Here is a 25,158-nt window from a genome sequence, read left to right as displayed (position 1 = left end):
ATTACTCCGCTGCCAGTTTCATGTTGCCCGTCACATCGCGGGTCGCCTGCAGAAGGATATCAAACCCTTCGCGCATGACCTTCTCCGGCGTGGTGAGCGGGGCGAGATATTTAACGATTTCGTCGTTCGCGCCCGATGTTTCGATCACGAGGCCTAATTCATAGGCACGCGCACAGATTGCACCGGCCAGCTCGCCCGAGCCGACATCGACGCCCTGCATCAGGCCGCGGCCTTTCAGCGTGGCACCTTCGACCAGATCAGCGACATCCTTGAGCGCGGTGGTCAGCACGACAGCTTTCTCGGCCAGCGACTTTTCGAACTTGTCGTCGGACCAGAACTTCTCAATCGCGACGCGGGCGGTGACAAAGGCGTGGGTGTTGCCACGGAAGGTGCCGTTGTGCTCGGCTGGCTTCCAGATGTCATGCTCAGGCGCGATCAGCAGGGCCGCGAAGGGCAGGCCAAAGCCCGACAGCGATTTCGCTTGGGTAACCATGTCGGGCTTGATGCCGGACGCCTCAAACGAAAAGAAGCTGCCCGAACGGCCACAGCCCGCCTGAATGTCGTCGATGATCAGCAGCGCGCCATGTTTGCGGGCGATCTTCTCGATGCCCTGCATCCATGCGTCGGAGGCCGCGTTCAGACCGCCTTCGCCTTGGATCGGCTCAAAGATAAAGGCCGCCGGGGCGTCGATGCCCGAGGAGGGGTTCGACAGCATGGCGTCGATCATTTCCAGCGTGTCGACGTTTTCGCCCAGCGATCCCTCGAAGGGCATATGCGTCACGTCGGCCAACGAGCCACCGCCCGCGCCGCCGCGCTTGCCTTTGTTGCCGGTCAGCGCCAGCGCGCCCATGGTCATGCCGTGGAAGCCGTTGGTGAAGGAGATCACGTTCGTGCGCCCCGTCACCTTACGGGCCAGCTTGATCGCGGCTTCAACGGCGTTGGTGCCGGTTGGGCCGGTCATCATGATCTTATAGTCCATGCCGCGCGGCTTGAGGATGTTTTCCTCATATGCGTTCAGGAATGCCGCTTTGGTGTCGCTGTGGAAGTCGAGACCATGGGCGATGCCATCATTGGTGATGTGCTCCACCAGCGCGGCCTTCATGTCAGGGTCGTTGTGGCCGTAGTTCAGCGAGGAGCAACCGGCGAGGAAGTCAATGTAGCGGTTGCCTTCTTCGTCGAACATTTCCGAGCCGCTGGCGCGGGTAAAAACGGCGTTCATGCCACGGCAATAGGAGCGCGCTTCGCTCTCGCGGCGGGTAAAGATGGTCGTGTTCTGTGCCATGTCTTTAGGCATAGGAATATCCTTTCTCTTCAAAAGAATCTGTCGTGTGAATTGTCAGCTACGGTTTACGCGGCGCGTTTGAGCGCGGCAGTCTCGGGCAGCGTGATCGTCACCATATGTTCGGTGTCGTGCGCGCCATCGAAATGCGCGTCTTTGGTAAAGTGTGGGGCATCCGAAAGGTCGCCGCCGACGTGATTGGCAAAGCTGCGGAACAGCCCCCAGGAGGCGTCATTGTCCCGGGTGATCGTGGTCTTGAGGGTCTTGGCGTCCTCAGTCTCATCGCGGTTCACCAGTTCCATCAGCATGGTTTTACCCAGACCAAGGCCACGGGCCTTGGGGCTGACGGCGACCTGCCAGACAAAGAAGGCGTCTTGGGCTGGGATCATATGGCCGGAGATCCAGCCAACGATATCGCCGTCCATTTCAGCCACGACACAGGTGTCGCGGAAGTGGTCGGCTTGGATCAGGTTCGCGTAGAGCGAGTTCTCGTCGAGCGGCTTGCAGTCGCGAATCAACCGCCAGATGGCGGCTCCGTCCTCGGCAATGGGCTTACGCAGCTTGGGTGTGCGGGCTTTCTTTATGTCGAGTTCATTCTGCATCCGGTCGGGGCTCCCTTGTTGTTTCGATAAGCTAAGTAGGGCATGTCGGGTAATACTTCAACATTCAAAGCAAAATACCTCAAAATACGCTTATAGCGTGGTTTCAGAGGCATACTTATGTGCATATTTGCTTCGTAAGGCTAATGAAATTGGACCGTTTCGTTTAGCTATACTAAGCGTTCAGGGTGGTTTTGACCGATTGCTGAAATTGCCGCCAATGTGCAATGATGCACCATGACGCAGAAACATCCCGACCGGGTCGACGAAAGTCTGATCGCTTTGCGCCGCATTTTGCGGGCCACTGAACTCTATGCACGCGATTTGGCGCAGGCGGCGGGGGTCACTCCCGCGCAGTTGCGCGTGTTGCAGATCGTAGGAGAGAAGAAAGACCCCACCGCCAAGACCCTCGCCAACCAGATGGGCGTCAGCCAAGCCACCGTGACCGCCTTGGTCGACAAGCTGGTGGCGCGCAGTTTGGTCTCGCGGCAGCCCTCGGCCCAGGACCGTCGGCAGACCAACATCACCCTGACCACCCAAGGTGAGGATGTGTTGGAGGAAGCCCCCGATGCGTTGCAACAGCGCTACGTCCGGGCCTTTGCGGATCTCGCCGATTGGGAGCAGGCGCAGTTGGTGTCTTCGTTGGAGCGTGTGGCGGCGATGCTGAATGTGGACAGTCTGGATGCCGCGCCGGTTCTGGCGACGGGTGAATTGCGGATGAGCAAAAAGACCTATTGAGATTGACCTCAAGGCGCGGGCAGCCAAACCCTTTTGCAAATCGCGTCATTTCTTATATAGAGACCCATCCCTAGCCTGTGAGTCTTTGAAATGTCCGCTTCCGCGCCCATCACCCAAGACGTGATGACCCTTCCCCGCAAGTTGCCTGAGGGGCCGATCAACCTTGTCGGTCTGACCCGTGACGCCATGCGTGACGTGTTGATCGCAAACGGCACGCCTGAGAAACAGGCGAAGATGCGTGTGGGGCAAATCTGGCAGTGGATCTACCAGTGGGGGGTGCGGGACTTCGACGCGATGACGAACCTCGCCAAGGGCTACCGCGCTCAATTGGCAGAGAAATTTGTGATCGAAGTGCCCGAAGTGGTGACCCGCAAGGTCAGCGAAGATGGCACCCGCAAATACCTCGTTCGGATCGCGGGCGGGCATGAGGTTGAGGTGGTTTATATCCCCGAAGAGGGGCGCGGCACGCTTTGTGTGTCCAGCCAAGTGGGCTGCACGCTGACCTGTTCCTTCTGCCACACGGGCACGCAGAAACTGGTCCGCAACCTGACCGCTGGAGAGATCATCGGTCAGGTCATGGTAGCGCGCGACGATCTGGACGAATGGCCAGAGGTCGGTGCCCGCAAGGACGAGACCCGGCTTCTAAGCAATATCGTGCTTATGGGCATGGGCGAGCCGCTGTATAATTTCGAGAACGTGCGCGACGCGATGAAAATCGCCATGGACCCCGAGGGCATTCAGCTTTCGCGGCGCCGCATCACGCTGTCGACCTCCGGCGTTGTGCCCGAGATCCACCGCACCGCCGCCGAGATCGGCTGTCAGTTGGCCGTGTCCTTTCATGCCACTACTGACGAGGTGCGCAACAAGCTGGTGCCGATCAACAAGCGATGGAACATCGAAGCGCTGTTGGAAGCGCTCAAGGCCTATCCCAAGGTCAGCAATTCCGAGCGGATCACCTTTGAGTATGTGATGCTAAAGGACGTGAACGACAGCGACGAAGACGCGCATCGTTTGGTCGAGTTGATTAAGGGCATCCCGGCCAAAATTAACTTGATCCCCTTCAATGAATGGCCCGGTTCGCCCTATGAGCGGTCGTCCAACAATCGCATCCGCGCCTTTGCCGATATCGTCTATAACGCGGGCTATGCCTCGCCCGTGCGCAAGCCCCGGGGCGAAGACATCATGGCCGCTTGTGGTCAGTTGAAATCGGCCACCGAACGGGCACGCAAGTCGCGCAAGCAGATCGAAGCTGACGCCGGGATGGGCGGCTAAGCCAGCCCCGGCCGCCTGCGTGCAAGCGCCTTTGCAGTGACACCCTCGGCGGCAATGTCGCCGGGGATATCTTCTCCCCGCAGCAAAGCGGCGGCAAGGCGCGCCAGCGCTGGCGCGGTCTGGATGCCATAGCCACCTTGGCCCGCCAGCCAGAAAAACCCCTCCCCCTCGGGATCAAAGCCCGCCACCGGGTCACCGTCGGGCAGGAAACTGCGCAGCCCGGCCCAGCGGCTTTCAATGCGCGGGCGGTGAAGGTCGAATGCGGTTTCGATCCGGTCGATACAGATCGCAATATCCAATTCCTCGGGCTGGGCGTCACAAGGGGGCGAGGGCGTGGCGTCCGCAGGTGAAATCAGCAGTTTGCCCGCATCGGCTTTGAGGTAGAACTGCTCATCGATATCCACCACCATCGGCCAGCGGTCTGGTGCCATGCCATCGGGTGGCGCCACCGTCAGCGCGGTGCGGCGTTTCGGGGTGAGACCCGCAGGCGCAAGCCCTGCCAGCGTGGCGATTTCATCGGCCCAAGCCCCTGCGGCATTGACGATGACCGGCGCCTGGAAGGAGCCTTGGTTCGTGTCGACCTGCCAGCCCGCTTCTTGGCGAAGCGCCCGCACCTCGGCCTTGGCTTGCAAGACACCGCCTGCGGCGCGGAAGGTCTTGAGGTAATGCTGGTGCAGCCCGTTCACGTCGATATCCGCTGCCGAAGCATCGCGCAGCCCGGCGCTGGCATAGCCCTTGCGCAGCAGCGGCACGAGTGTCTCGATTTCGGCCCCGGTTAGCGGGGTGACATGGGGCCCCAGTTCCTCGGCGGTGCGCACCAGCGCCGCCTGCTGATCCTGCCGCGCGATGAACACCGCGGCGCGTGGTTCCAGCAGCGGATGCTCCAGATGGGGGCTGGCGGGGGAGTGAAAGAAAGCGGCAGAAGCGCGGGAGAGGGCGCGGATCACCTCCGGCCCATAGGTCACCGTAAACAAGGCGGCAGAGCGGCCCGTGGTGTGATAGCCCGGCTGACTTTCCCGTTCCAACAGCAGCACCCGGCGGTCGCTGGACAATTCTGCGGCGACAGAAGCGCCCGCGATGCCCGCGCCAATGACAATGCAATCGAAACCTGTCGTTGAAATATCCATAATCTGCCCTCTCTGCGCGGAGGCTAGCACCGCCGACTGCCGTGCAAAAGGGCCGATCCCCCGGTCCCTTTCTGCTGTCGAGGCCGCTCGGTGAAATCCGCCATATTGTTGCAATTGCATGAAGTTTTCGGAGAGTGCGCCAAAGCCGTTGACCGAACGCCCCCGCCCGGCGCAGTCTGTCACAAAGGGGCGCACGGCAGGGCCGAACACGCCCCTCCCCACAGGAGTGCTGCCCCATGTCTCATTTGCCCCTTACCAAAACCCTTCCCGCGCTGACGCTGGCCTTTGGCCTGATGGCCTCGGCCTCGGCCTCTGCCGCCGCCGAGCTTGTCATCGGCATGCAGCAGGAGCCCACGTCGCTTGACCCGACGGCGGATGCGACCGCCTCCATCGACAGCATGATGACGCAAAACGTCTTTGAATCGCTGACCACCGTGGCGGAAAACGGCGAGGTGCTGCCCAACCTCGCGGCCTCTTGGGAGGTGTCCGAAGACGGGCTGACCTATACGTTCACGCTGGCCGAAGGCGTGACCTTCCACGACGGCAGCACGCTCGACGCCGAGGATGTAGTCTATTCCTTCGAGCGGGCCATGGGCGAAGACAGCGTGAATCCCTCCAAGGACATCTTCGAGCCGATTGAGAACGTCAAAGCGGTCGACTCGCAGACGGTCGAGATCACGCTGTCCGGCAAAGACGCCTTTTTCCTCTTCAACATGGGGCAGGGCGACAGCGCCATCGTGGCCGCCGAAAGCGCCGAGAGCAACAACGCCAATCCGGTCGGCTCCGGCCCCTTCGAGTTCGACAGTTGGACCCGCGGCGACCGCCTGACGCTGATCAAGAACCCCGATCACCGCGATGCGGCGGATGTGGCGCTGGACAAGGTGGTCTTCCGCTTCATCTCGGACCCCGCCGCCGCCACTGCGGCGATGATGGCCGAAGAGCTTGACGCCTTCCCCGGTTTCCCCGCGCCGGAACTGCTGCCGCAATTCGAGGCCGACCCCCGCTTCCGCGTCAACGTCGGCTCGACCGAGGGCGAAGTGATCCTCGCCATGAACAACGCCAAGCCGCCTTTCGACAATGTTGAGGTGCGCCGCGCCGTGGCCACCGCCATCGACCGCGCCGAGATCATTGAGGGCGCGATGTATGGCCAAGCCGTGCCCATCGGCAGCTTCTACCCGCCCCACGGCACCGCCTATGTCGACCTGACGGACGCCTATCCGCATGACAGCACCAAAGCCGAGGAAATGTTTGAGGCGGCAGGTGTGGCAGGCACCACCATGACCCTGCGCGTGCCGCCGTTTCCCTACGCCACCCGCTCGGCCGAGATCATTCAGAACCAGCTTTCAGAGGCCGGGATCGACGCCAAGGTTGAGAATGTCGAATGGGGTTTCTGGATCGATGAGGTCTACAAGAAAAAGAACTACGACATGACGATCATCGCCCACACCAGCCCCAATGACATGGGCAATTTCGCCCGTGGGCCTGACTACTTCTACGGCTATGACAATGCCGAGATGACCGCCCTGTGGGAGAAGATCACGACTGAGGTCGATGCCGAGGCCCGCGACGAATTGCTCAAGCAAGGCCAGCAGATGCTGTCCGACCAATCGGTGCATGGCTTCCTGTTCCAACTGCCGCTGCTGGGCGTCTTCCGGCAGGAGGTCGAAGGCTACTGGGCTTCCTCGCCTGTGCTCTACATGCCGCTGAAGAACGTGCGCATCGCCAACTAACTTGAAACGGCCGCGGCGCCCCTTGTGCCGCGGCCTTTGGACCTGACTTCGTGGCCTATTTCCTCTTTCGCCGCACGCTTGGTTTCGTGCTAACCCTGCTCGCCGTCTCGCTCGTAGTCTTTGCCGTGATGAACGTGCTGCCGGGCGACCCGGCACTGACCATCCTCGGCATGGACGCCAGCGACGACGCGATTGCGGCGCTGCGCGCGCAGTTGGGGCTGAACGACCCACTGACAACGCGCTATTTCAGTTGGGTCTGGAACGCGCTGCAGGGGGATTTCGGCATCAGCCATTCCTTCCGCGTGCCGGTCTCTGACCTGATCGCCGAGCGGCTGCCGATGACGATCTCCCTCGCCGTGGCGGGGATGCTGGTGACGCTGGTGCTGGCGCTGGGCCTTGGCATCACGGCGGCGGCGCAGCATGGGCGGGCGGGTGACTGGGGGGTGATGTTTCTCAGCCAGCTCGGCATCGCGGTGCCCGCCTTCTGGCTGTCGATCCTGCTGGTGATGCTCTTTGCCGTGAAGCTGCGCTGGCTGCCGCCCGGGGGCTTCGCGGGCTGGGACGATCCGGGGGCGGCGCTGCGGTCGCTCATTCTGCCCACGGTGGCGCTGGCGCTGGTGCAATCGGCGGTGCTGGCGCGGGTCACGCGGACTTCGGCGCTGGAAGTGATGCGGCAGGATTTCGTGCGCACCGCGCGGGCCAGTGGGCTGTCGCGGCGGCGGGTGCTTTGGCGGCATGTGCTGCCCAATGCGCTGGTGCCGATCGTGACCATCGTCGGCATGCAATTCGCCGCGCTGGTCACCGGCACCATCGTGATTGAGAACGTCTTTTACCTGCCGGGGCTGGGGCGGCTGATTTTTCAGTCCATCGCCAACCGTGACCTGCCCACGGTGCAGGCGCTGGTGATGCTTTTCGCCGCCATCGTGGTGACGGCGAATTTCGTGGTCGACCTACTTTACGTGGTCATCGACCCCCGGCTGAAGGCCCGCGCATGAAACGGCTTCCGGCGAACTTTCTGCTCGGCGCGGTGCTGGTCAGCCTTGTGGTTGGGGTGGCGGCGCTGTCGCTGGTCTGGACCCCGCATGACCCGCAGACGATGTCGATCTCGACCAAATTCGCGCCGCCTTCGGCAGAGCATTGGCTGGGCACCGATCAGTTGGGCCGCGACGTGGTGGCGCAACTTATGGCGGCGGCGCGTAATTCGATGGCCGTGGCACTGGTGGCGGTGCTGCTAGGCGGCAGCATCGGTGTGGCGCTTGGCCTGCTCGCCTCGGCACTCGGCGGTTGGGTCGAGGATGCAGTGATGCGGCTGGCCGATCTGGGCTTCGCCTTTCCCGCGCTGCTCTTTGCGATCATGCTGGCGGCGGTCTTTGGGCCGTCGCTGACCAATGCGGTGCTGGCGATCTCATTTATCAATATCCCCATCTTCGCCCGCGTCACCCGTGCCTCTGCCAACCAAATCTGGACGCGCGATTATGTCGCTGCCGCACGCACGGCGGGGCGGGGGCGCTTTGCAATCAGCCGCGATCACATCCTGCCCAATATCGCCGCGGCCATCATCGTGCAGGCCACCATCGAATTTGCCGTGGCAATCCTCGCCGAAGCAGCGCTGAGCTATCTTGGCCTCGGCGCGCAGCCGCCTGCGTCTAGCTGGGGGCGGATGTTGTCGGAGGCGCAGACGTTGATGTATCTCGCCCCGCAACTGGCAATCTATCCCGGCCTTTGCATCGTCGTGGCGGTGCTGGGGTTCGGCCTTCTGGGCGACGGGCTGCGCGATATCACCGACCCGAGGCTGGTGCGCGCGCGATGATCAAACTCAGCAATCTCTCGGTCCATTTCGGCCATGCGGCGGCGCTGCGTGATGCCAATCTGGTGATCGAACGCGGCGACCGCTTGGGTGTCGTGGGTGAAAGCGGTTCGGGCAAGACGCTTCTGGCCCTGTGCCTGATGGGCATGGTCCCCGACAGCGCGCGCCTGACCGGACAGCTTCGCATCGACGGGCAGGACATGGCCCACGCGGCCGAGCGGGACTGGCAGAGGCTGCGCAGCCGCCGCGTCGCGATGGTGTTTCAAGAGCCGATGGCGGCGCTCAACCCGCTGCGGCGGGTGGGCGATACGGTGATGGAGCCGATGCTGCTGCACGACGGGCTGACGCGCCGCGCGGCCCGCGCCCGCGCGCTGAGCCTGTTCGAAGAGGTGGGCATTCCCGATCCCGATCGACGCCTGCGGCAATTCCCGCATGAGATGTCGGGCGGGCAGCGCCAGCGGGTGCTGATCGCGCTGGCCTTGGCCTGCAATCCGATGCTGCTGATCGCGGATGAGCCGACCACGGCACTGGATGCCAATGTAGCGCTGCGGATCACCGACCTGCTGCAACGGCTGGCGCGGGAGCGGCAGATGGCGCTGGTTTTCATCAGCCATGATCTTGCCGCCGTGGCGCGCGCCACCGACGACATCGTGGTGATGTATGCGGGCGATATGGTTGAGCGGGGCCGCACGGCCGAGGTGCTTGGCGCGCCCGCGCATCCCTATACCAAGGGGCTCTTGGGCGCGCGGCCCGATGCCGGTGTGGCGGGGCGGGATGCCCAAGGAAAACGCCGCAGGCTGCCGACCATTCCCGGCACTGTGCCGCCGCTGCATGCGCTGCCCTTGGGCTGCCGTTTCTCGGGGCGCTGCCCGGTTGAACTGCCCCATTGCGCCACGCAGCGCCCGGCCTTTGCGCAGACCGAAACGGGGCGCGGCGCCGCCTGTCATCTGCTGACGGAGCCGCGACATGACTGACGCGCCGCTCTTGGAGGTCCGAAACCTGACCCGCCGTTACAAGCTGCCGCGTCAAAGCCTGCTGCGCGCCCCGCCGGTGCTGACCGCGTTGGAGGGGGCGGCGTTTTCGCTGCATGCGGGCGAGACCTTGGGCGTGGTCGGCGAAAGCGGCTCTGGCAAATCGACATTGGCGCGGCTCATCATGGCGTTTGAACGTCCGGACGCGGGGGAGGTGCTGTTTCAGGGGCGCGATCTGCATGAGCTTCGGGGCGAAGAACTGCGCCGGCTGCGGCGCGGTTTTCAGATGGTGTTTCAAGACCCTTTCGGCTCGCTGAACCCGCGCCGCCGCATTGGCTGGTCCATCGCCGAGCCGCTGCGCGCCAATGGCGAGACAGAGAATATCGGCCACCGTGTCGCCGAAGCCTTGGCGCAGGTCGGGCTGCATCCCGCCGACGCAGGCAAATATCCGCATGAATTCTCGGGCGGGCAGCGCCAGCGCATCGCCATCGCCCGCGCCATCATCACCCGCCCCGCGCTTTTGGTCGCGGATGAGGCGGTCTCGGCCCTCGATGTCTCGGTTCAGGCGCAAATTCTTAATCTTCTGATGGACCTGCAAGATGACCTCGGCCTTGGCATGGTCTTTATCAGCCATGACCTCGCGGTGGTGGGGGCGGTCTGTGACCGGGTGCTGGTGCTGCAGCACGGTAAGACGCTTGAGAGCGGTGCGGCCGCTGATGTGTTGCGCGCGCCCAAACACCCTTATACGAAAACCCTGCTGACAGCCGCAGGAGCACGCCCATGACCCGTTTCGTCCACCTGACCGACCTGCATATCTCGCACCCCGAATTGGCCGACCCGCATCTGCAAAGCGACACGCCCGCCACCCTGCGCCGCGTGGTGGCGGTGATCAATGCGATGGACCCGCAGCCTGATTTTGTCGTGGCCAGCGGCGATCTGACCAATCAAGGCGACCGGGAAAGCTATGCGCTGGTGCACGAGATCACGGCCCCGCTGAAAGCGCCGCTGGTGATGGCCCTTGGCAACCACGACAAACGCGCCGGGTTCAACGCGGTCTTTGCGCCGGGGCTGGCGGATGCGCCCTATTTCCATGATGCGCCGCAGGGTGATCTGCATGTCATCACGCTGGACAGCAGCGTGCCGGGCAAGGTGGCGGGGGCGCTGGACGATGCGCAGTTCAAGTTTCTGGAAGCGGCACTGCAACGTCACCCCGAACTGGCGAAACTCTTGGTCATTCACCACCCGCCGCGCATTGACCCCGAAGCGCTGCCGTGGGGCAGTTTGGATGAGGCCAGCAGCGCGCGTTTGGCTGAAATGCTCAAAGGCCAGCAGGTGGCGGGGATCCTTTCGGGCCATGTGCATGTGAACCGAGTGAGCCATTGGCACGGCATCCCGGTGGTGATCTCCAACGGGATGCATTCTACCATCGATCTAACCGAAACCCGCGACTTGCGCATCGTTGAGGGCACCGGATTCGGGATCTGCGACTGGCATCCCAGCGGCCTGAGCGTTTCTTTCGCGCCGCTTGACCCGACGGCGCGTGAATTGGCGCGGATTGATCGTGAGCAGCTAAAATCCTTTGAATAGAACGACATCCGCCGCGCGCAGTCATCGCCATAGGCCCCATGCTGCGCCGCAGTAAAAAAATTTTTGTTGACCCTCAACTTTTTTAATCTCACACAACGAGAGAATAAAAGGCTGTGCCCGACGCAAGATCGGGCCGCTATTCACGGGGAGGGTGAATTTGCCGACTGCCAATGGCGATAGTGTATCCACGCTTGGCGCACGTATGCGCAAGCAACGTCACCGTTTGTCCCTGACCTTGCAGCAGTTGGGCGAAGCCTCGGGCGTATCGGTCGGTTATCTGAGCCAAGTCGAGCGGGGCCGGGCCACGCCGTCGCTGGGCACCCTGTCGCAGATTGCCGTCGCGCTTCAGGTCGAAGTTGGCTTTTTCATCCATACCCCCAAGACCCAAGACAGCCTGACCCGCGCGGATGAACGTCAGCGTTTTGCCGTGTCGGGGTCTTCGATTGAATATGAAAAGCTCGGCGCTGATTTTCCCGGTCATGAGCTGTCCTCCTACATCATGAACGTGCCACCGGGCTATGCCTCCGAAGAGGTCGTGCATGAGGGCGAAGAGGTGATCTATATCCTTGAAGGAGAGATCGCGCAGGTTGTCGATGGCGGCGAGCACATCATGCGGCCCGGCGACAGTCTGCATTACCTCGGCAGCAGCCCCCACTCGTGGTCGAACAAAACAGACAAGCCCGCGCGCATGCTTTGGGTCGGTCGGATGCAGTACGAACAGGCCGCTGGCGCCAATAGAATACGTCCGAATGAAGGGGCAATAGCCACCGCATTCGCGTCGTCTCGCCCGTAAGGGCGTATCACCTGCGGCGGACAAACCGCTGCCAAAAAACAAACCAATCAGGAGAGAGAAAATTATGTCTTTTACAACCAAACTGGCCACCGGCGCCATGCTGGCGGCACTGGGTGCCACAGCCGCTTCGGCCCAAGCGCTGGTCTATTGCTCCGAAGGCTCGCCCGAGGGTTTTGACCCCGCGCTTTACACCGCTGGCACCACCTTCGACGCCTCCAGCCACCCGATCTACAACCGTCTGGCCGAGTTCAAAGTCGGCACGACCGAAGTTGTGCCTGCACTGGCCGAAAGCTGGGAAGTCAGCGAAGACGGCATGAAGGTGACCTTCAAGCTGCGCGAAGGGGTGAAGTTCCACTCCAACGACCAGTTCACGCCGACACGCGACTTCAACGCCGACGACGTGATCTTTAGCTTTGACCGTCAGGGCAATGAAGAGAACCCCTACAACCAGGTTTCCGGCGGCACGTGGGAATACTACGGCGGCATGTCCATGCCCGACCTGATCGAGAGCATCGAGAAAGTTGACGATTACACCGTCGTCTTCAACCTGACCCGCCCCGAAGCGCCCTTCATCGCGAACATGGCGATGGATTTCGCCTCGATCGTGTCTAAGGAATATGCCGACGCGATGCTCGAAGCTGGCACGCCCGAGATGCTGAACCAAGCACCTATCGGCACTGGCCCATTCCAGTTCCAAGCCTACCAGAAAGACGCGGTCATCCGTTACCTGCGCAACGACGAATACTGGGGCGACCCGGCCAAAGTCGAAAGCCTGATCTTCGCGATTACGCCTGACGCGTCGGTCCGCTACCAAAAGGTGCAGGCGGGTGAGTGCCACGTGACGGCATATCCGAACCCTGCAGATGTTCAGGCGATGAAAGACGCCGAAGACATCGTCGTGATGGAGCAAGAAGGCCTGAACGTGGGCTATCTGGCTTACAACACGCAGGTCGCGCCCTTTGACAACGCCAATGTCCGCAAGGCGCTGAACATGGCGATCGACAAACAGGCGATCATCGACGTGGTGTTCCAGGGCTCCGGCGAAATCGCAAAGAACCCGATCCCGCCGACCATGTGGTCCTACAACGACGCCATCGAAGACGACAACTATGACCCCGAGGCCGCCAAGGCGATGCTCGAGGAAGAAGGCGTCACTGACCTGTCCATGAAGATCTGGGCGATGCCGGTTCAGCGTCCCTACAACCCCAACGCCCGCCGTATGGCCGAGCTGATGCAGGAAGACTTCTCCAAAGTTGGTGTCGATGTTGAAATCGTCTCCTACGAATGGGGTGAGTACCTAGAGCGCTCCAAGTCGAAAGACCGTGATGGTGCCGTGCTGCTGGGTTGGACCGGTGACAATGGCGACCCAGACAACTTCCTCGCGGTTCTGCTGGGCTGTGACGGTGTCGAGAAATCCAACCGCGCCCAGTGGTGCAACGAGGAATTCGACGCGTTGATCCAGAAAGCCAAGGTTCTGCCGACCCAAGAAGAGCGTGCGCCGCTGTACGAAGAAGCGCAGCAGATCTTCAAGGATCAAGCGCCTTGGGCCACCATCGCGCATTCGGTCGTCTACATGACCATGCGCCCCGAAGTTGAAAACTATGTCGTTCACCCGCTGGGTGGCCACATCTTCAACCAAGTTGGCCTGAAGCAGTAACCCTGCCGCTATGATCAAAGGGGGCGGCATTCTGTGCCGTCCCCATTTTATTAACCTCACCCGCCGGGAAGCCCTACCTTGTCCAACTCTCTGAATGATCGCCTGTCGGCCTATGCCGATATCGCCGCTGACCTATCGGTGGATGCCGTGGCGCTGGTGCCCGGCCCGAATTTCACCCGCGCGGTCGACCATGCCTTCATGAGCCACGAGCGCCCCTTTGTTCTGGTCATCCCCGCGCGTGGCCCCGCCGCCGCTTTGGTGCCGAACCTAGAATTGGGCAGCTGGGAATTGGTTGGCTTTGAGGGTGCCGTTTTCGATTGGCGCGATCAAACCGGCTATGACGATGCCTTTGCCGCGCTGATGCAGCATCTGAACATCACCTCGCTGGCCGTTGAGGGCCAAGTGATGCGCGTCTTTGTGCATCACGCGCTGAAGAAAGCGCAGCCCGATTTGCGGATCATCGACGCGGAGCGTGAAATCTCTGCCCCGCGCATGATCAAGACCGAGGCCGAGGTCGCCGCCCTGCAAGAGGCGATTAACATTTCCGAACGCGCCCTGCGCGCCACGCTCGACTCTGTGAAGCTCGGCCAGACCGAGAAAGAGATCGAACAGAAACTGGTGCAGATGGTTTTTGCCGAAGGGGCGGATGATCTGTCCTTTGCGCCGATCGTCGCGGCGGGGGACGGTTCAGCCCGCCCCCATGCCAAGGCGCGCGAAGATTACCGCGTCAAAGCGGGCGATGCGCTGCTGATCGACTTTGGTGCGCGCAAGAACGGCTTTGCCGCTGACATCACCCGCACCGTTTTCCTCGGCCATGTCAGCGACGAGGGGCGCGAGGTTTATGACACCGTGTTGCGCGCCAACCTCGCCGGGCTGGACGCCACCCGCGCCGGTGTCACGGCGCATGAGATCGACGATGTGGTGACCGGCGTGCTCGAAGCTTCGCCCTATGCCGACCGCATCCGCACCAAGACCGGCCACGGCCTTGGCCGCGATGTGCATGAAGCGCCTTATATCATGCGCGGCAACCATATGACTTTACCCGCCGGAACGGTGTACACCAACGAACCCGGCCTCTATGAGATCGGCAACTTTGGGGTGCGCATCGAAGATGACGTGCTGATCACCGAAGATGGCTACAAATCCCTGACCAACTTTCCGAAGGAACTGATGGTGCTCCCGTGCTGAAATATGTTTTGTCGCGCCTCGCGACCTTCATCCCGACCTTTATCGGCGTCACGCTGATATCATTTGCCTTCATCCGCATGCTGCCGGGCGACCCTATCGTCGTCATGGCGGGCGAGCGGGGCATCTCAGAAGAACGCTACTTGGAACTGCAACAGCAGTTTGGGTTTGACCGCCCGATCTATGTGCAGTTCTGGGAGTACTTTAACGGCGTGCTGCAGGGCGATCTGGGCAACTCCTTTGTCACCAAACGACCCGTTTGGGATGAGTTCTTCTCGCTCTTCCCCGCCACGCTGGAACTGTCGGTCTGCGCGATGATCTTTGCCGTGGCCTTGGGCCTGCCTGCAGGGGTGATTGCTGCGGTGAACCGGGGCAAGTTCTTTGACCGGGCGCTGATGTCGACCGCCCTCGTGGGCTATTCAATGCCAATCTTCTGGTGGGCGCTGCTGCTGATCATCGTCTTCTCGGGAAACTTGGGCTGGACGCCAGTCTCGGGTCGGATCGACCTGCTTTATTACTTCCCCAATGCCACTGGATTCATGCTGATCGACAGTATCGCCTCGGGGCAGGACGGGGCGTTTACGTCGGCGCTGCGGCACCTTTTGCTGCCGACCATCGTGCTGGGCACCATCCCGCTGGCCGTGATCGCGCGGCAGACCCGCTCGGCCATGCTTGAAGTACTGGGCGAAGACTACATCCGCACCGCGCGCGCCAAGGGCATGTCGCCGGGCCGGATCAATGGCATCCACGCCCTGCGCAACGCGCTTATCCCTGTCATCACTGTGATCGGTCTCTCGGTCGGCACGCTGCTGGCCGGCGCCATTCTGACCGAGACGATCTTTAGCTGGCCGGGCATCGGCAAGTGGATGGTCGACAGTATTTTCCGCCGCGACTACCCGGTGGTGCAGGGTGGCCTGCTGCTGATCGCCGTCATGGTCATGGTCGTGAACCTCACCGTTGACATGCTTTATGGCATCATCAACCCCAAGATCAGGAAACGCTAATGGACGACGCACTCTCTGCCGAAGCCGAAATGGTACACGCGCGCCCCGGACGCCTGCGCGAATTCTGGTTCTATTTCCGCGAAAACCGTGGGGCCGTGATTGGCCTGTGGATCTTTGCCGTCTTCGCCTTTCTGGCGTTGTTCGGTCCGTGGATCGCGCCGCATGACGCGACCCAACAGTTCCGCGCTGCGACGTTGCAGCCGCCTGTCTGGCAGGACGGCGGCACGTGGAGCCATATCCTCGGCACCGACCCGCTCGGTCGCGATATGCTGTCGCGTCTGATTGTCGGTGCGCGCTACTCCTTCTTCGTTGGCATCGTCGTGGTTTCCATCGCCGCTTCTGGCGGGATCATCATTGGGTTGATCTCGGGCTTCGCGCCCAAGTGGCTCGACACGATCATCATGCGGATCATGGACATCATTCTGGCCTTCCCGTCGCTGCTGCTGGCGCTGGTGCTGGTGGCCATCCTTGGGCCGTCGCTGACCAATGCGATGATTGCCATCGCGATTGTGTTGCAGCCGCATTACGTGCGTCTGACACGGGCGAGCGTGCTGTCTGAGCGGCAGAAGGACTACGTGACCTCGGCCCGTGTTGTCGGTGCTGGCACGCTGCGGCTGATGGTCGTGACCGTGCTGCCGAACTGCCTTGCTCCGATCATCGTGCAGGCCGCGTTGTCGTTTTCCACAGCGATCCTTGATGCCGCTGCTCTTGGCTTCCTCGGCATGGGCGCACAGCCGCCGACGCCCGAATGGGGCACCATGCTGGCCGAAGCGCGTGAGTTCATCCTGCGGGCGTGGTGGGTCGTGACCTTCCCCGGCCTTGCGATCCTCGTCACCGTGTTGGCGATCAACCTCATGGGTGACGGTCTGCGCGACGCCCTTGATCCGAAACTGAAGCGGAGCTGATTGATGTCTCTTCTGCGTATCCGCAACCTCTCGGTCGATTTCGCCACCGCCTCGGGCAAGTTCCGCGCCGTGGACTCGGTCGACCAAGATGTAGACACCGGCGAGATCCTTGCCATCGTCGGCGAAAGTGGCTCGGGCAAATCGGTATCGATGTTGGCACTGATGGGCCTGCTGCCTTGGACCGCCACCGTCACCGCCGATGAGCTGACCTTCGACGGTCATGACCTGCTGAAAATGAGCAACCGTGACCGGCGCAAGATCGTCGGCAATGACCTTGCCATGATCTTCCAAGAGCCGATGTCCTCGCTCAACCCCTGTTTTCCGGTGGGCTGGCAGATCAAGGAATCCCTGCGCTATCACCTTGGCATGAACCGGGCCGAGCGGCACAAGCGGGCAATTGAACTCTTTGAGCAAGTCGGCATCCCGGACCCGGAAAAGCGCCTGTCGGTCTTCCCGCACCAGATGTCTGGCGGGATGAACCAGCGCGTGATGATCGCTATGGCGATTGCCTGCAAGCCAAAGCTCTTGATCGCGGATGAGCCGACAACCGCGCTCGACGTGACCATTCAGGCGCAGATCCTCGACCTGCTGACCTCGCTGCGCGAAGAGACCGGCATGGGGCTGGTGCTGATCACCCATGACATGGGTGTGGTTGCCGAAACCGCCGAGCGTGTGAGCGTGCAATATGCGGGCCAAAAGATTGAAGAGCAGCAGGTGCTGCCGCTCTTCCGCCAGCCGCACCATCCTTACACGGCGGCGTTGCTGGATGCGCTGCCGGAGCGTGCCACCGAAAAGCGCTTGCCGACGATCCCCGGCGTTGTGCCAGGCCAGTTCGACCGGCCTGCGGGGTGCCTGTTCTCGCCGCGCTGCAAGTTCGCCAATGACAAATGCCGCAACCAGAACCCGCCACCGCTGAGCGAGGAACTGGGCAAGGCCCGTTGTTTCTATCCGCTGAATACCGATGAAAGGGTCGCGTCATGACTGCCCCCGTAATGACCGCCGACGCGCTAGAGCGTCACTATCAGGTTGGTGGCGGCTTCCTGCGCAAGACCCAGACGCTCAAGGCCGTCGCGGGCCTTGATTTCCAACTGCACCCCGGCAAGACGCTGGCCGTTGTGGGCGAAAGCGGCTGTGGTAAATCCACGCTGGCGCGCATGGTCACCATGATCGAAGAGCCGACCGCCGGCTCGCTCACGCTAGACGGCAAACAGGTGCGGCCTGAGGATTGGGCCGACCTGCGCCAGCATGTGCAGATCGTGTTTCAAGACCCCTACGGCTCGCTGAACCCGCGCCAGCAGATTGGCACGATCCTGCAGGAGCCGCTGGTCATCAACCGCAAGGACATGTCGAAGAAAGAGCGTGAGGAAAAGGCCCGCGAGATGCTGCGCCTTGTCGGTCTGCGGCCTGAGCATTACGACCGCTACCCGCATATGTTCTCGGGCGGTCAGCGCCAGCGGATCGCGGTGGCGCGGGCGTTGATGCTGGATCCGAAGGTGCTGGTATTGGACGAGCCGGTTTCAGCGCTCGATCTGTCGATCCAGTCGGCCATCCTGAACTTGTTGGTGGACCTTCAGGAAAAGATGCAGCTGGCCTATCTCTTCATCAGCCATGACCTTTCGGTCGTGCGCCATGTGGCTGACGATGTGATCGTCATGTATCTGGGCCGCGCGGTTGAGAAGGGGCCGAAAGACGAAGTCTTTGAGAACCCGCGGCACCCTTACACGGCGGCGCTGCTCTCCGCGACGCCACGTGCCGACCCCGAAGGCGGCAAGGAGCGTATCAAGCTACAGGGCGAATTGCCCTCGCCACTGGCGATCCCCGAGGGCTGCCCCTTTGCGCCGCGCTGCTGGAAGGTGCAGGATGTCTGCCGGAAAGAGCGCCCCGTTCTTGAGGGCGCGCCGCATCCGGCAGCCTGCTACTTCCCCGTCGACGAGTGAAGCGTTGCAGGTGGTTTAGACCACCTGCGCCACCACGCCGATGCAATCGCCCATCTTGACCAGCCCCGGCACATGCCGGGCGGTCAGGATGCCGCCAAGCTGCGCATGGGCGGTGATTGCGGGTTGGCCACTGCGGTCACTCGGCCAGAGCCGCGCGATGGGCTGGCCTTCGGTCACCTCATCCCCCAGATCGACCAGCGGTTCTAGCAGCGCATTCGTCTCGCTAAAGGTGAAGCAGCGCCCATCGGGCATGTCGAGCATCACGGTCTCTGCCATCTCGGGCTCACCAGCCAAAATCCCTGCATGGATCAGCAGATTAAGCGCGCCTTTGCGGGCGACGGCAACGCTCTTGGCCGTCGACGTGCCCGCGCCGCCAAGCTCGGTGGTGACGAAGACCTTGCCCTGTTCCTCCACTTCCGTGTCGAACATGCCGCGACTGTCGATCTCCAGCATCTTCATCGAATAGGGCGCGTTGAACGCCTCCATGGCGGCCATGCAGGCGGCCTCCTGTTTCATGTCCGGCAAGATATGCGCCGCGGCGAAGGGTAGGAAATCCAGCGTGCGCCCGCCAGAGTGGTAATCCAGCACGATATCCGCCAGCGGCACCAGTTCGGTGGCGATGTAATGCGCGATCTTTTGGGTTACCGTGCCGCCGGGGCTGCCCGGAAAGCTGCGGTTCATGTTGCCGCCGTCGATGGGCGAACAGCGGCGGCCAGCGGCAAAGGCGGGTTGGTTCATCATCGGCAGGATAATGACGCGGCCTTTGATCTGCGCAGGATTCAGCGTGGCGGCCAGTTCCTGCAGGGCAATCGGGCCTTCGTATTCATCGCCATGGTTGCCGCCCGTCAGCAGCGCCGTGGGGCCGTCGCCGCCATTGATGACGGTGATCGGCACCATGACAGAGCCCCAGGCGCTGTCATCGCGGCTGTAGGGCAGGCGGAGAAACCCGTGATGCGCGCCGGGCTTGTCGAGCGGGATGGTCGGGGTGATGGGATTGCTGGTCATGCGGATACAAACAACTTTCGCGGTGTGGTGCAGAAACATTCATGGCCGGTCTCGGTGATGCGAATCGGCTCGGTGATCTCTAGCCCGCCGTCGTCGAGCCAGAGCGCGGGCATGAAATGGAAGGTCATGTTCGGTTCTAGGATCGTCGTATCGCCCCGGCGGAAAGAGATCGTGCGCTCGCCCCAGTCGGGGGGATAGCTGATACCGATGGCATAGCCGCAGCGGCTGTCCTTCTCAAACCCCGCCATGTTGAGCGTCTTGTTGAAAGCGTTGGCAATGTCCTCAGCCTTGTTGCCCGGTTTGGCCTGCTCCAGCCCTGCGTCGATGGCCTCTAGCACCGCCTGTTCGGCGTCGCGGTATTTTTGCGGGACATCCCCGAAAAACAGCGTGCGCGATTGCGGGCACTGATAACGCCGGTGGGCACCTGCGATTTCAAAGAAGGTCGCCTCGTTGGGCTGCATGGGGCGGTCGTCCCACGTTAGATGCGGGGCAGTGGCGTCCATGCCGGAGGGGGCCATGGGCACGATGGCCGGATAGTCGCCCCAGAAGCCCTGCGCACCGCGAATGCCGGTGGCATAGATCTCGGCCACCAGATCGTTCTTGCGCATCCCCGGCACGGCGACTTCAAGGATGCGGACGTGCATCTCTTCGACGATCCGCGCGGCGCGTTCCATATATTCGATCTCGCGCTCGGATTTCACGGCGCGTTCCCAGTTCACCAATGCCGTGGCGTCCATAAAGGTCGCCTTGGGCAGTTTGGTCTTTAGCGTGTCATGGGCGCGGGCGGAGTAATAGTAGTTGTCCATTTCAACGCCGATGCGCGCGTTCTCTAACCCCATCTCGCTTAGAAGGGCCGAGAGGTCTTCCATCGGGTGCTTTTCAGGGTTCTGGACGTAGCTGTCATCGTAGCCGCGGATGCAGTCATCCTCCATGAAGACGGTCCGCCGTGCGCCAAGCGCGTCCATGCCGCGGCCCCACCAGACGGGCTCTCCCTCATGGGTTACGATCACCGCTTGATAAACGTAGAAGGACCAGCCGTCATAGCCCGACAGCCAAGACATGTTCGACGGGTCGCTGACCACGATCGCATCCATGTTGCGCGCGGCCATGGTCTTGCGCGTTCGGTCGACCCGGCGCTGGTACTCGCTGTTGGTAAAATTCGCCTCATACGTGGTCATAGGCCAGCCCCTTTCATGTCTGGTTACCCGAATATTTTGATCCGGCCAGAGGGGCCGGGATCACGGAATGATGCCCTGTGCATGGGCGCTTGGCATGTTGCAGTCGAACAGACGGCCATAGCCATCGGGGCGGCCCGTAAGCCCGCCCATCCGTTGCAACGCCCAGCACAGCGCTTGGTTGGAGGTCACGACCGGCTTGCCCAAAGCGGCTTCGATCCGGTCGATTACGTCGACACCGCGCAAGGATGTGCAGGAGAGGAAAAATGCCTCTACTTCCGCTCCGTCCAGTGCTTTGGCGCCGTTGATGATGCTTTCGTCGTCGATCCGCGCCATATCGCGGTCGTCTTCCAGCCCGAAGGCTCCGTTGCGCATGACCTGTAGGCCCTGCTCCTCGAAATAGGCGGCGAGGGGGGCGGCGGTTTCCGGCAGATAGGGGGTGAGCATTGCCACCCGCGTCACACCAAGTGCTGCAAAGCCCGCGATGGCGGCAGAGGCGGGGGTGATGACCGGCACACCGGGGAGCCCTTCGCCGATGGCTTCGCGTACCGCCGGATTGCCGATGGCGACAGAGGCAGAAGTGCAGCAAAAGGCGATGGCCGAAAGCTTGATCCCCGGCACCAGCAGCGCCGCGGTGCGGGCCATATCGGGGGTCATCGCGCGCAGGCGCTCGGGGGTGGTGGGGTTCTCAAAAGCGATGCGCGCCACATGCAATGCGGCCTGCGCGGGGTCGATCAGCCGCGCCGCGTCACGCTCAAAGGTCATGTCGGTCGATAGCAGCATCGCACCAAGGCGCACGGGGTCATCTTCACGCAAACGGCACTCAAGCGTTTCGCTTTGCACAGGGGGTGTCACCTGAATATTCCTTTGATCTAGACGACAAGCACGGGGCATTTCGCAAGCCCCGTGACTTTGTGTGACACCGATCCGAGCAGATAGCTATCGCCCGTCGCGCCCAACCCGCGCGAGCCGATGACGATAAGGTCGGCATCATGTTTCTTGGCAAATTCGGTCACCGCCCGCGCCGGTCGGCCCGAGCGCACGAAAGCGCGCACATTCTCGACGCCCGCGTCTTTCATCAACTGTTTGCCGTGGCTGATGATCTCGGTCGCATGGGCCTGCATCGCATCGTCGATATTGCCCGGATCATTCACCCGCACCATCGAGAGCGACGCCTCCAGCATCGAATGATGGCGGTAGATCGTCAGCAGCGTCACCTTCGCCCCGGTCAGATTGGCCATCTCTGCCGCCTTCATCAACGCGCGGTCGGCATTCACCGAGCCGTCATAGGGGGCGAGGATATGGGTGAACATGACGCTCTCCTCTTATTTTGAAAAGGCTAGATCGCGCAGGAACAGGGCGATCTGTGGGAAGAAAATCAACGCGACAGACACGCTCAGCAGCATGACGATGAAGGGCGGGGTGCCGCGGATGACCTCCATATAGGGCCGTTTGAAGACCGCGATGGCGGTGAAGATGTCACAACCAAAGGGCGGCGTGGCCGAACCGATGGCGACTTGCAGCGTGATGACTGTCCCGACCAGCACCGGGTCAAGGCCGACCGAGTCGACCACCGGCGCAAAGATCGGCACGAAGACGAGGATCACCACGATCGGGTCCACGAACATACAGCCGATGAAGAAGGCGATGGAGATCACAAAGAGCACCCCAATCGGCCCCATGCTGTCGATCCCGATGCCCGCCAAAACCGCCTGCGGGATTTGCGCGAAGGAGATCACCCAAGAGAAGGCCGCGCCCGCCGCAACAAGGATGAAGACCACGGCGGTGATCAGCCCGGTGGATTTCGCCGTCTCATAGATGCCCGCAAAGTCGATCTCACGAAAGACGATCATCTCAAGGAAGATGGCATAGAGCACGCAGGCCGCCGCCGCCTCGGTCGGAGAGAAAACGCCGCCGTAGATGCCGCCGATGATGATCGCCGGAAACCCCAGCGGCCAAAGCGCTTGTTGTACAGCGCGGGCACGTTCGCCCCATGTGGCTTTCTCTTCGGTGGGGACGTTGTGGCGGTAGGCGTAGATCACCGAATAGACCGAAAACAGCGCGAGGATCAGCAGACCGGGCCCAATGCCCGCGATGAACAGTTCGGCAATCGAGGTGTTGGAGACGACGCCGTAGATGATCATCCCGATGGAGGGCGGGATCAGAAACGCGATGTCAGAAGAGTTCACGATCAGCGCCAGCACAAAGCTGTCTTTGTAGCCCGCTTTCAACATCCGAGGCCGCAGGGGGGAGCCCACTGCAACCACTGTGGCCTGCGTAGAGCCCGAGACCGCGCCGAACATGGTACAGGCCGCAGCCGTGGCAACGGCAAGACCACCCTTCATGTGACCCACGAAGGACATCACCATGTCGATCAACCGCCCGGCGGACTGGCCCCGCGTCATGATGTCAGCGGCAAAGATGAACATCGGCACCGCGATCAGAGAGGCAGGGCGAACGCCTGCCATCATCTGCTGCACCATCGTCTCTAACTGGCCGAAACCGCCGAAGAGCGAATAGAAACCGACAAACGCACCGACGATCAGCGGGATCATCATGGGAAAGCCCAGCAGCAGCAGGACGACCATGATGGAGAAAATGGTAGTGCCCATCGCTTAGACCTCCCGCTCGTTGTCGTCGTAGCCTTCCAGCACGCTGGTCGACAGGTAAATGTCAGGCTCGATGATGTTTTTGATGGCGGTCAGCAGGTATTGCAGCCCGGTCATGAAGAAGCCGAAGGGCACCCAAACCAGCGTCCACCAGACCGGCACCTGCAGGGCGGGCAGCAGGCGACCGCGTCCGGCTTGGGTCATGATATATTGCAGCGCGTACCACGCGAGGCCGAACATGAAGACGGCGGTGACGAAGGCGATGAAGATCATCAGCACCTTGCGGGGGCGCGGGGGCAGGGCGTCGAAAATCGCTGACATGCGGATATGCCGCCCATGCCGCGCGGCATAGGAAATGCCCGCGAAAGTGATGAGAATGATCAGAATGCTGTTCAATTCTTCGGAAAAGAAGATCGAGCTTTGAAAGACGAAACGGCCCACCACATTGGCAATCGTATTGGCCGCCATCAACAGAACACCAGCGGCGAGCATCACAGACTCAAGCCAGCTGATCGCATTGTCGATTGTGCCCAAAGGGCCGGGGAGGGTGGATTTATAGGTGCCCACGGGGGCGTCATCGGTGCCGGTGGTATCTGTCTGCGATTGCAGCTGCGAACTGTGGTTGTCTTCCGTCACCGGCGTCATCCCGTGAATGGTTCAAAATGGATCGCGTCAAAATAAGGTCACCCCCCGGACAGTGCCGGAGGGTGAAAGGATGCGTTTACTTCACGGCTTCGAGGTCAGCCTTGAATTGCTCAAGGATTTCCTTGCCGCTGTCGCCTGTCATCTCGATGAAGGCTTCTTCGACCGATGCAGCTTTGTCTTTAAAGGGCTGGCGCTCTTCTTCGGACAGGATGTTGATCTGCATGTCAGGCTTCGCCGCTGCGATGTTTTCCAGCGATTTTTCCTGCAGGCCGGACTGGTATTCGAGGATATATTCGAATGCCGCGTCAGAGGCGTTCTGCACAACCTTTTTGTCCTCATCGGACAGACCGTCATAGAAATCCTTGTTGGCCATGACAGCAGTGGTGAAGTTGTTGTGGCCGATGCAGGTGATGACCTCGGTCACCTCATACATCTTGGTGGATTCCAGATAGAAGCCTGGGTTCTCTTGACCTTGGATGATGCCGGTCTGCATCGCGCCGTAAACCTCGCCCCATGGCAGCGGTGTTGGCGTGGCACCAAAGGCTTTGTAGCTTTCCACCAAGAGCGGGTTGGTCATCACGCGGAACTTAACCTCGTTAAGGTCTTCGGGCGTTTTGACCGGCTCTTGCGTGGTCATGCAGACCTCGCCTTCGGGGAACATCTTGAGCAGTTCCAGACCTTGCTCTGCATAGAGCGCGGGGAACATCTCGTTGATGGCCTTGGAGGTGCGGAAGAACTCGTTGAGTTGCTCACCGTCCTGCGGCAGCAGGTAGGGCACGAAGAACACCTGCGCCTCGGGGATCAGCGCGCCGGTGAAGCCGGGCGACTGGTCGACGAACTGCAGGATGCCGGCCTGCGCCTGTTCCATCGTGTCGACGGATTCACCCAAGGTGCCGTATGGGAAAAGCTGAACTTCGTGGTCGGAGTTCGCTTCGACTTCTTCTTTGAATTTCTGGGCGTATTTACCCTGCACTTCGTCGAGCGCTTCTTCGAAGGCATAGCGCCATGTATCGGCAGAGGCCGCGCCTGCGACACTCGTCACGGCTGCGAGGATACCCCCGGTGATTACGGTCTTGAAAATAGCCATGTTACTCCCTTTCATTTATTGCCCGCGCAGCACAAAGGCCGCAGCG

The 25,158-nt window shown here is 61.6% G+C and carries 25 protein-coding genes; 15 read left to right on the top strand and 10 right to left on the bottom strand.

Translation table 11 applies throughout. The features are described from left to right. Position 1 precedes the first annotated feature (1 nt). Entirely contained in the window at positions 2-1,294 is a 1,293-nt protein-coding gene (ectB, locus tag J3456_RS08020) for a diaminobutyrate--2-oxoglutarate transaminase (RefSeq protein WP_349579680.1), read from the bottom strand. A gap of 53 nt (positions 1,295-1,347) precedes the next feature. Then, positions 1,348-1,881 (bottom strand): diaminobutyrate acetyltransferase, encoded by a 534-nt coding sequence (gene ectA, locus J3456_RS08015; protein ID WP_349579679.1) that lies wholly within the window; start codon positions 1,879-1,881, stop codon positions 1,348-1,350. Positions 1,882-2,115: 234 nt separating this feature from the next. Here ectA and J3456_RS08010 point away from each other — a divergent pair, with 234 nt between their 5' ends. After that, positions 2,116-2,616 carry a MarR family winged helix-turn-helix transcriptional regulator gene (locus J3456_RS08010; protein WP_120352082.1) on the top strand — a complete coding sequence of 167 codons (501 nt, stop codon included), beginning with the start codon at positions 2,116-2,118 and terminating at the stop codon, positions 2,614-2,616. A gap of 90 nt (positions 2,617-2,706) precedes the next feature. Then, complete coding sequence (gene rlmN, locus J3456_RS08005) at positions 2,707-3,888, top strand: dual-specificity RNA methyltransferase RlmN (RefSeq protein ID WP_349579678.1); 1,182 nt, start codon at positions 2,707-2,709, stop codon at positions 3,886-3,888. Here the strand turns inward: rlmN and J3456_RS08000 are convergent. Continuing rightward, positions 3,885-5,015 carry an NAD(P)/FAD-dependent oxidoreductase gene (locus tag J3456_RS08000; protein WP_349579677.1) on the bottom strand — a complete coding sequence of 377 codons (1,131 nt, stop codon included), beginning with the start codon at positions 5,013-5,015 and terminating at the stop codon, positions 3,885-3,887. The genes rlmN and J3456_RS08000 overlap by 4 nt on opposite strands. Before the next feature lie 236 nt (positions 5,016-5,251). Between J3456_RS08000 and J3456_RS07995 the strand changes: the two genes are divergently transcribed. The 13 genes from J3456_RS07995 to J3456_RS07935 all read left to right on the top strand — a co-directional run bounded on the left by J3456_RS07995 (position 5,252) and on the right by J3456_RS07935 (position 18,591). Further along, positions 5,252-6,745, top strand: coding sequence for an ABC transporter substrate-binding protein (locus J3456_RS07995; protein WP_349579676.1), 1,494 nt, complete (start codon positions 5,252-5,254; stop codon positions 6,743-6,745). 50 nt (positions 6,746-6,795) lie between these two features. Beyond that, positions 6,796-7,740 carry an ABC transporter permease gene (locus J3456_RS07990; protein WP_349579675.1) on the top strand — a complete coding sequence of 315 codons (945 nt, stop codon included), beginning with the start codon at positions 6,796-6,798 and terminating at the stop codon, positions 7,738-7,740. After that, positions 7,737-8,555: an ABC transporter permease gene (locus tag J3456_RS07985; protein WP_349579674.1), complete on the top strand. Its 819-nt coding sequence runs from the start codon at positions 7,737-7,739 to the stop codon at positions 8,553-8,555. The genes J3456_RS07990 and J3456_RS07985 overlap by 4 nt, the downstream gene beginning before the upstream one ends. Continuing rightward, positions 8,552-9,526, top strand: coding sequence for an ABC transporter ATP-binding protein (locus J3456_RS07980; RefSeq protein ID WP_349579673.1), 975 nt, complete (start codon positions 8,552-8,554; stop codon positions 9,524-9,526). The genes J3456_RS07985 and J3456_RS07980 overlap by 4 nt, the downstream gene beginning before the upstream one ends. Then, entirely contained in the window at positions 9,519-10,307 is a 789-nt protein-coding gene (locus J3456_RS07975; RefSeq protein ID WP_259946633.1) for an ATP-binding cassette domain-containing protein, read from the top strand. Before J3456_RS07980 ends, J3456_RS07975 begins: the two co-directional genes overlap by 8 nt. Then, positions 10,304-11,110, top strand: coding sequence for a metallophosphoesterase family protein (locus tag J3456_RS07970; RefSeq protein WP_349579672.1), 807 nt, complete (start codon positions 10,304-10,306; stop codon positions 11,108-11,110). Before J3456_RS07975 ends, J3456_RS07970 begins: the two co-directional genes overlap by 4 nt. A gap of 202 nt (positions 11,111-11,312) precedes the next feature. Next, a complete protein-coding gene (locus tag J3456_RS07965) occupies positions 11,313-11,903 on the top strand; it encodes a helix-turn-helix domain-containing protein (protein ID WP_349579671.1) in 591 nt (196 codons plus the stop codon). Positions 11,904-11,967: 64 nt separating this feature from the next. After that, complete coding sequence (locus J3456_RS07960) at positions 11,968-13,560, top strand: ABC transporter substrate-binding protein (protein ID WP_349579670.1); 1,593 nt, start codon at positions 11,968-11,970, stop codon at positions 13,558-13,560. A gap of 78 nt (positions 13,561-13,638) precedes the next feature. After that, positions 13,639-14,748 carry a M24 family metallopeptidase gene (locus J3456_RS07955; RefSeq protein WP_349579669.1) on the top strand — a complete coding sequence of 370 codons (1,110 nt, stop codon included), beginning with the start codon at positions 13,639-13,641 and terminating at the stop codon, positions 14,746-14,748. Continuing rightward, entirely contained in the window at positions 14,742-15,749 is a 1,008-nt protein-coding gene (locus J3456_RS07950) for an ABC transporter permease subunit (protein WP_349579668.1), read from the top strand. The genes J3456_RS07955 and J3456_RS07950 overlap by 7 nt, the downstream gene beginning before the upstream one ends. Continuing rightward, positions 15,749-16,654: an ABC transporter permease subunit gene (locus tag J3456_RS07945; RefSeq protein WP_067938852.1), complete on the top strand. Its 906-nt coding sequence runs from the start codon at positions 15,749-15,751 to the stop codon at positions 16,652-16,654. The genes J3456_RS07950 and J3456_RS07945 overlap by 1 nt, the downstream gene beginning before the upstream one ends. Before the next feature lie 3 nt (positions 16,655-16,657). Next, complete coding sequence (locus tag J3456_RS07940) at positions 16,658-17,635, top strand: ABC transporter ATP-binding protein (RefSeq protein WP_349579667.1); 978 nt, start codon at positions 16,658-16,660, stop codon at positions 17,633-17,635. Then, positions 17,632-18,591 carry an ABC transporter ATP-binding protein gene (locus J3456_RS07935; RefSeq protein ID WP_120352070.1) on the top strand — a complete coding sequence of 320 codons (960 nt, stop codon included), beginning with the start codon at positions 17,632-17,634 and terminating at the stop codon, positions 18,589-18,591. Before J3456_RS07940 ends, J3456_RS07935 begins: the two co-directional genes overlap by 4 nt. 15 nt (positions 18,592-18,606) lie before the next feature. On the opposite strand, the gene doeB is transcribed toward J3456_RS07935, so the two are convergent. The 7 genes from doeB to J3456_RS07900 form a co-directional block, all read right to left on the bottom strand. Then, entirely contained in the window at positions 18,607-19,596 is a 990-nt protein-coding gene (doeB, locus tag J3456_RS07930) for a N(2)-acetyl-L-2,4-diaminobutanoate deacetylase DoeB (protein ID WP_349579666.1), read from the bottom strand. Then, complete coding sequence (gene doeA / locus J3456_RS07925) at positions 19,593-20,774, bottom strand: ectoine hydrolase DoeA (protein ID WP_349579664.1); 1,182 nt, start codon at positions 20,772-20,774, stop codon at positions 19,593-19,595. The genes doeB and doeA overlap by 4 nt, the downstream gene beginning before the upstream one ends. Positions 20,775-20,834: 60 nt before the next feature. Further along, positions 20,835-21,626, bottom strand: a complete 792-nt coding sequence (locus J3456_RS07920) for an aspartate racemase/maleate isomerase family protein (RefSeq protein ID WP_349579663.1) — start codon at positions 21,624-21,626, stop codon at positions 20,835-20,837. Between the two features lie 17 nt (positions 21,627-21,643). Then, on the bottom strand, positions 21,644-22,084 hold the full coding sequence (locus J3456_RS07915) for a universal stress protein (RefSeq protein WP_132443899.1): 441 nt from the start codon (positions 22,082-22,084) through the stop codon (positions 21,644-21,646). Positions 22,085-22,096: 12 nt separating this feature from the next. Then, positions 22,097-23,383, bottom strand: a complete 1,287-nt coding sequence (locus J3456_RS07910; protein WP_259946621.1) for a TRAP transporter large permease — start codon at positions 23,381-23,383, stop codon at positions 22,097-22,099. Between the two features lie 3 nt (positions 23,384-23,386). Then, on the bottom strand, positions 23,387-24,025 hold the full coding sequence (locus J3456_RS07905) for a TRAP transporter small permease (RefSeq protein WP_206054276.1): 639 nt from the start codon (positions 24,023-24,025) through the stop codon (positions 23,387-23,389). Between the two features lie 76 nt (positions 24,026-24,101). Beyond that, positions 24,102-25,112, bottom strand: coding sequence for a TRAP transporter substrate-binding protein (locus J3456_RS07900; protein ID WP_349579661.1), 1,011 nt, complete (start codon positions 25,110-25,112; stop codon positions 24,102-24,104). Positions 25,113-25,158: the final 46 nt, after the last annotated feature.

Source organism: Sulfitobacter sp. NFXS29 (assembly GCF_040148765.1).
In the GTDB taxonomy this organism is placed as follows: Bacteria; Pseudomonadota; Alphaproteobacteria; order Rhodobacterales; family Rhodobacteraceae; genus Sulfitobacter.
The sequence above is the reverse complement of the archived record's forward strand: the minus strand, read 5'-3'. Positions and strand labels throughout refer to the sequence as shown.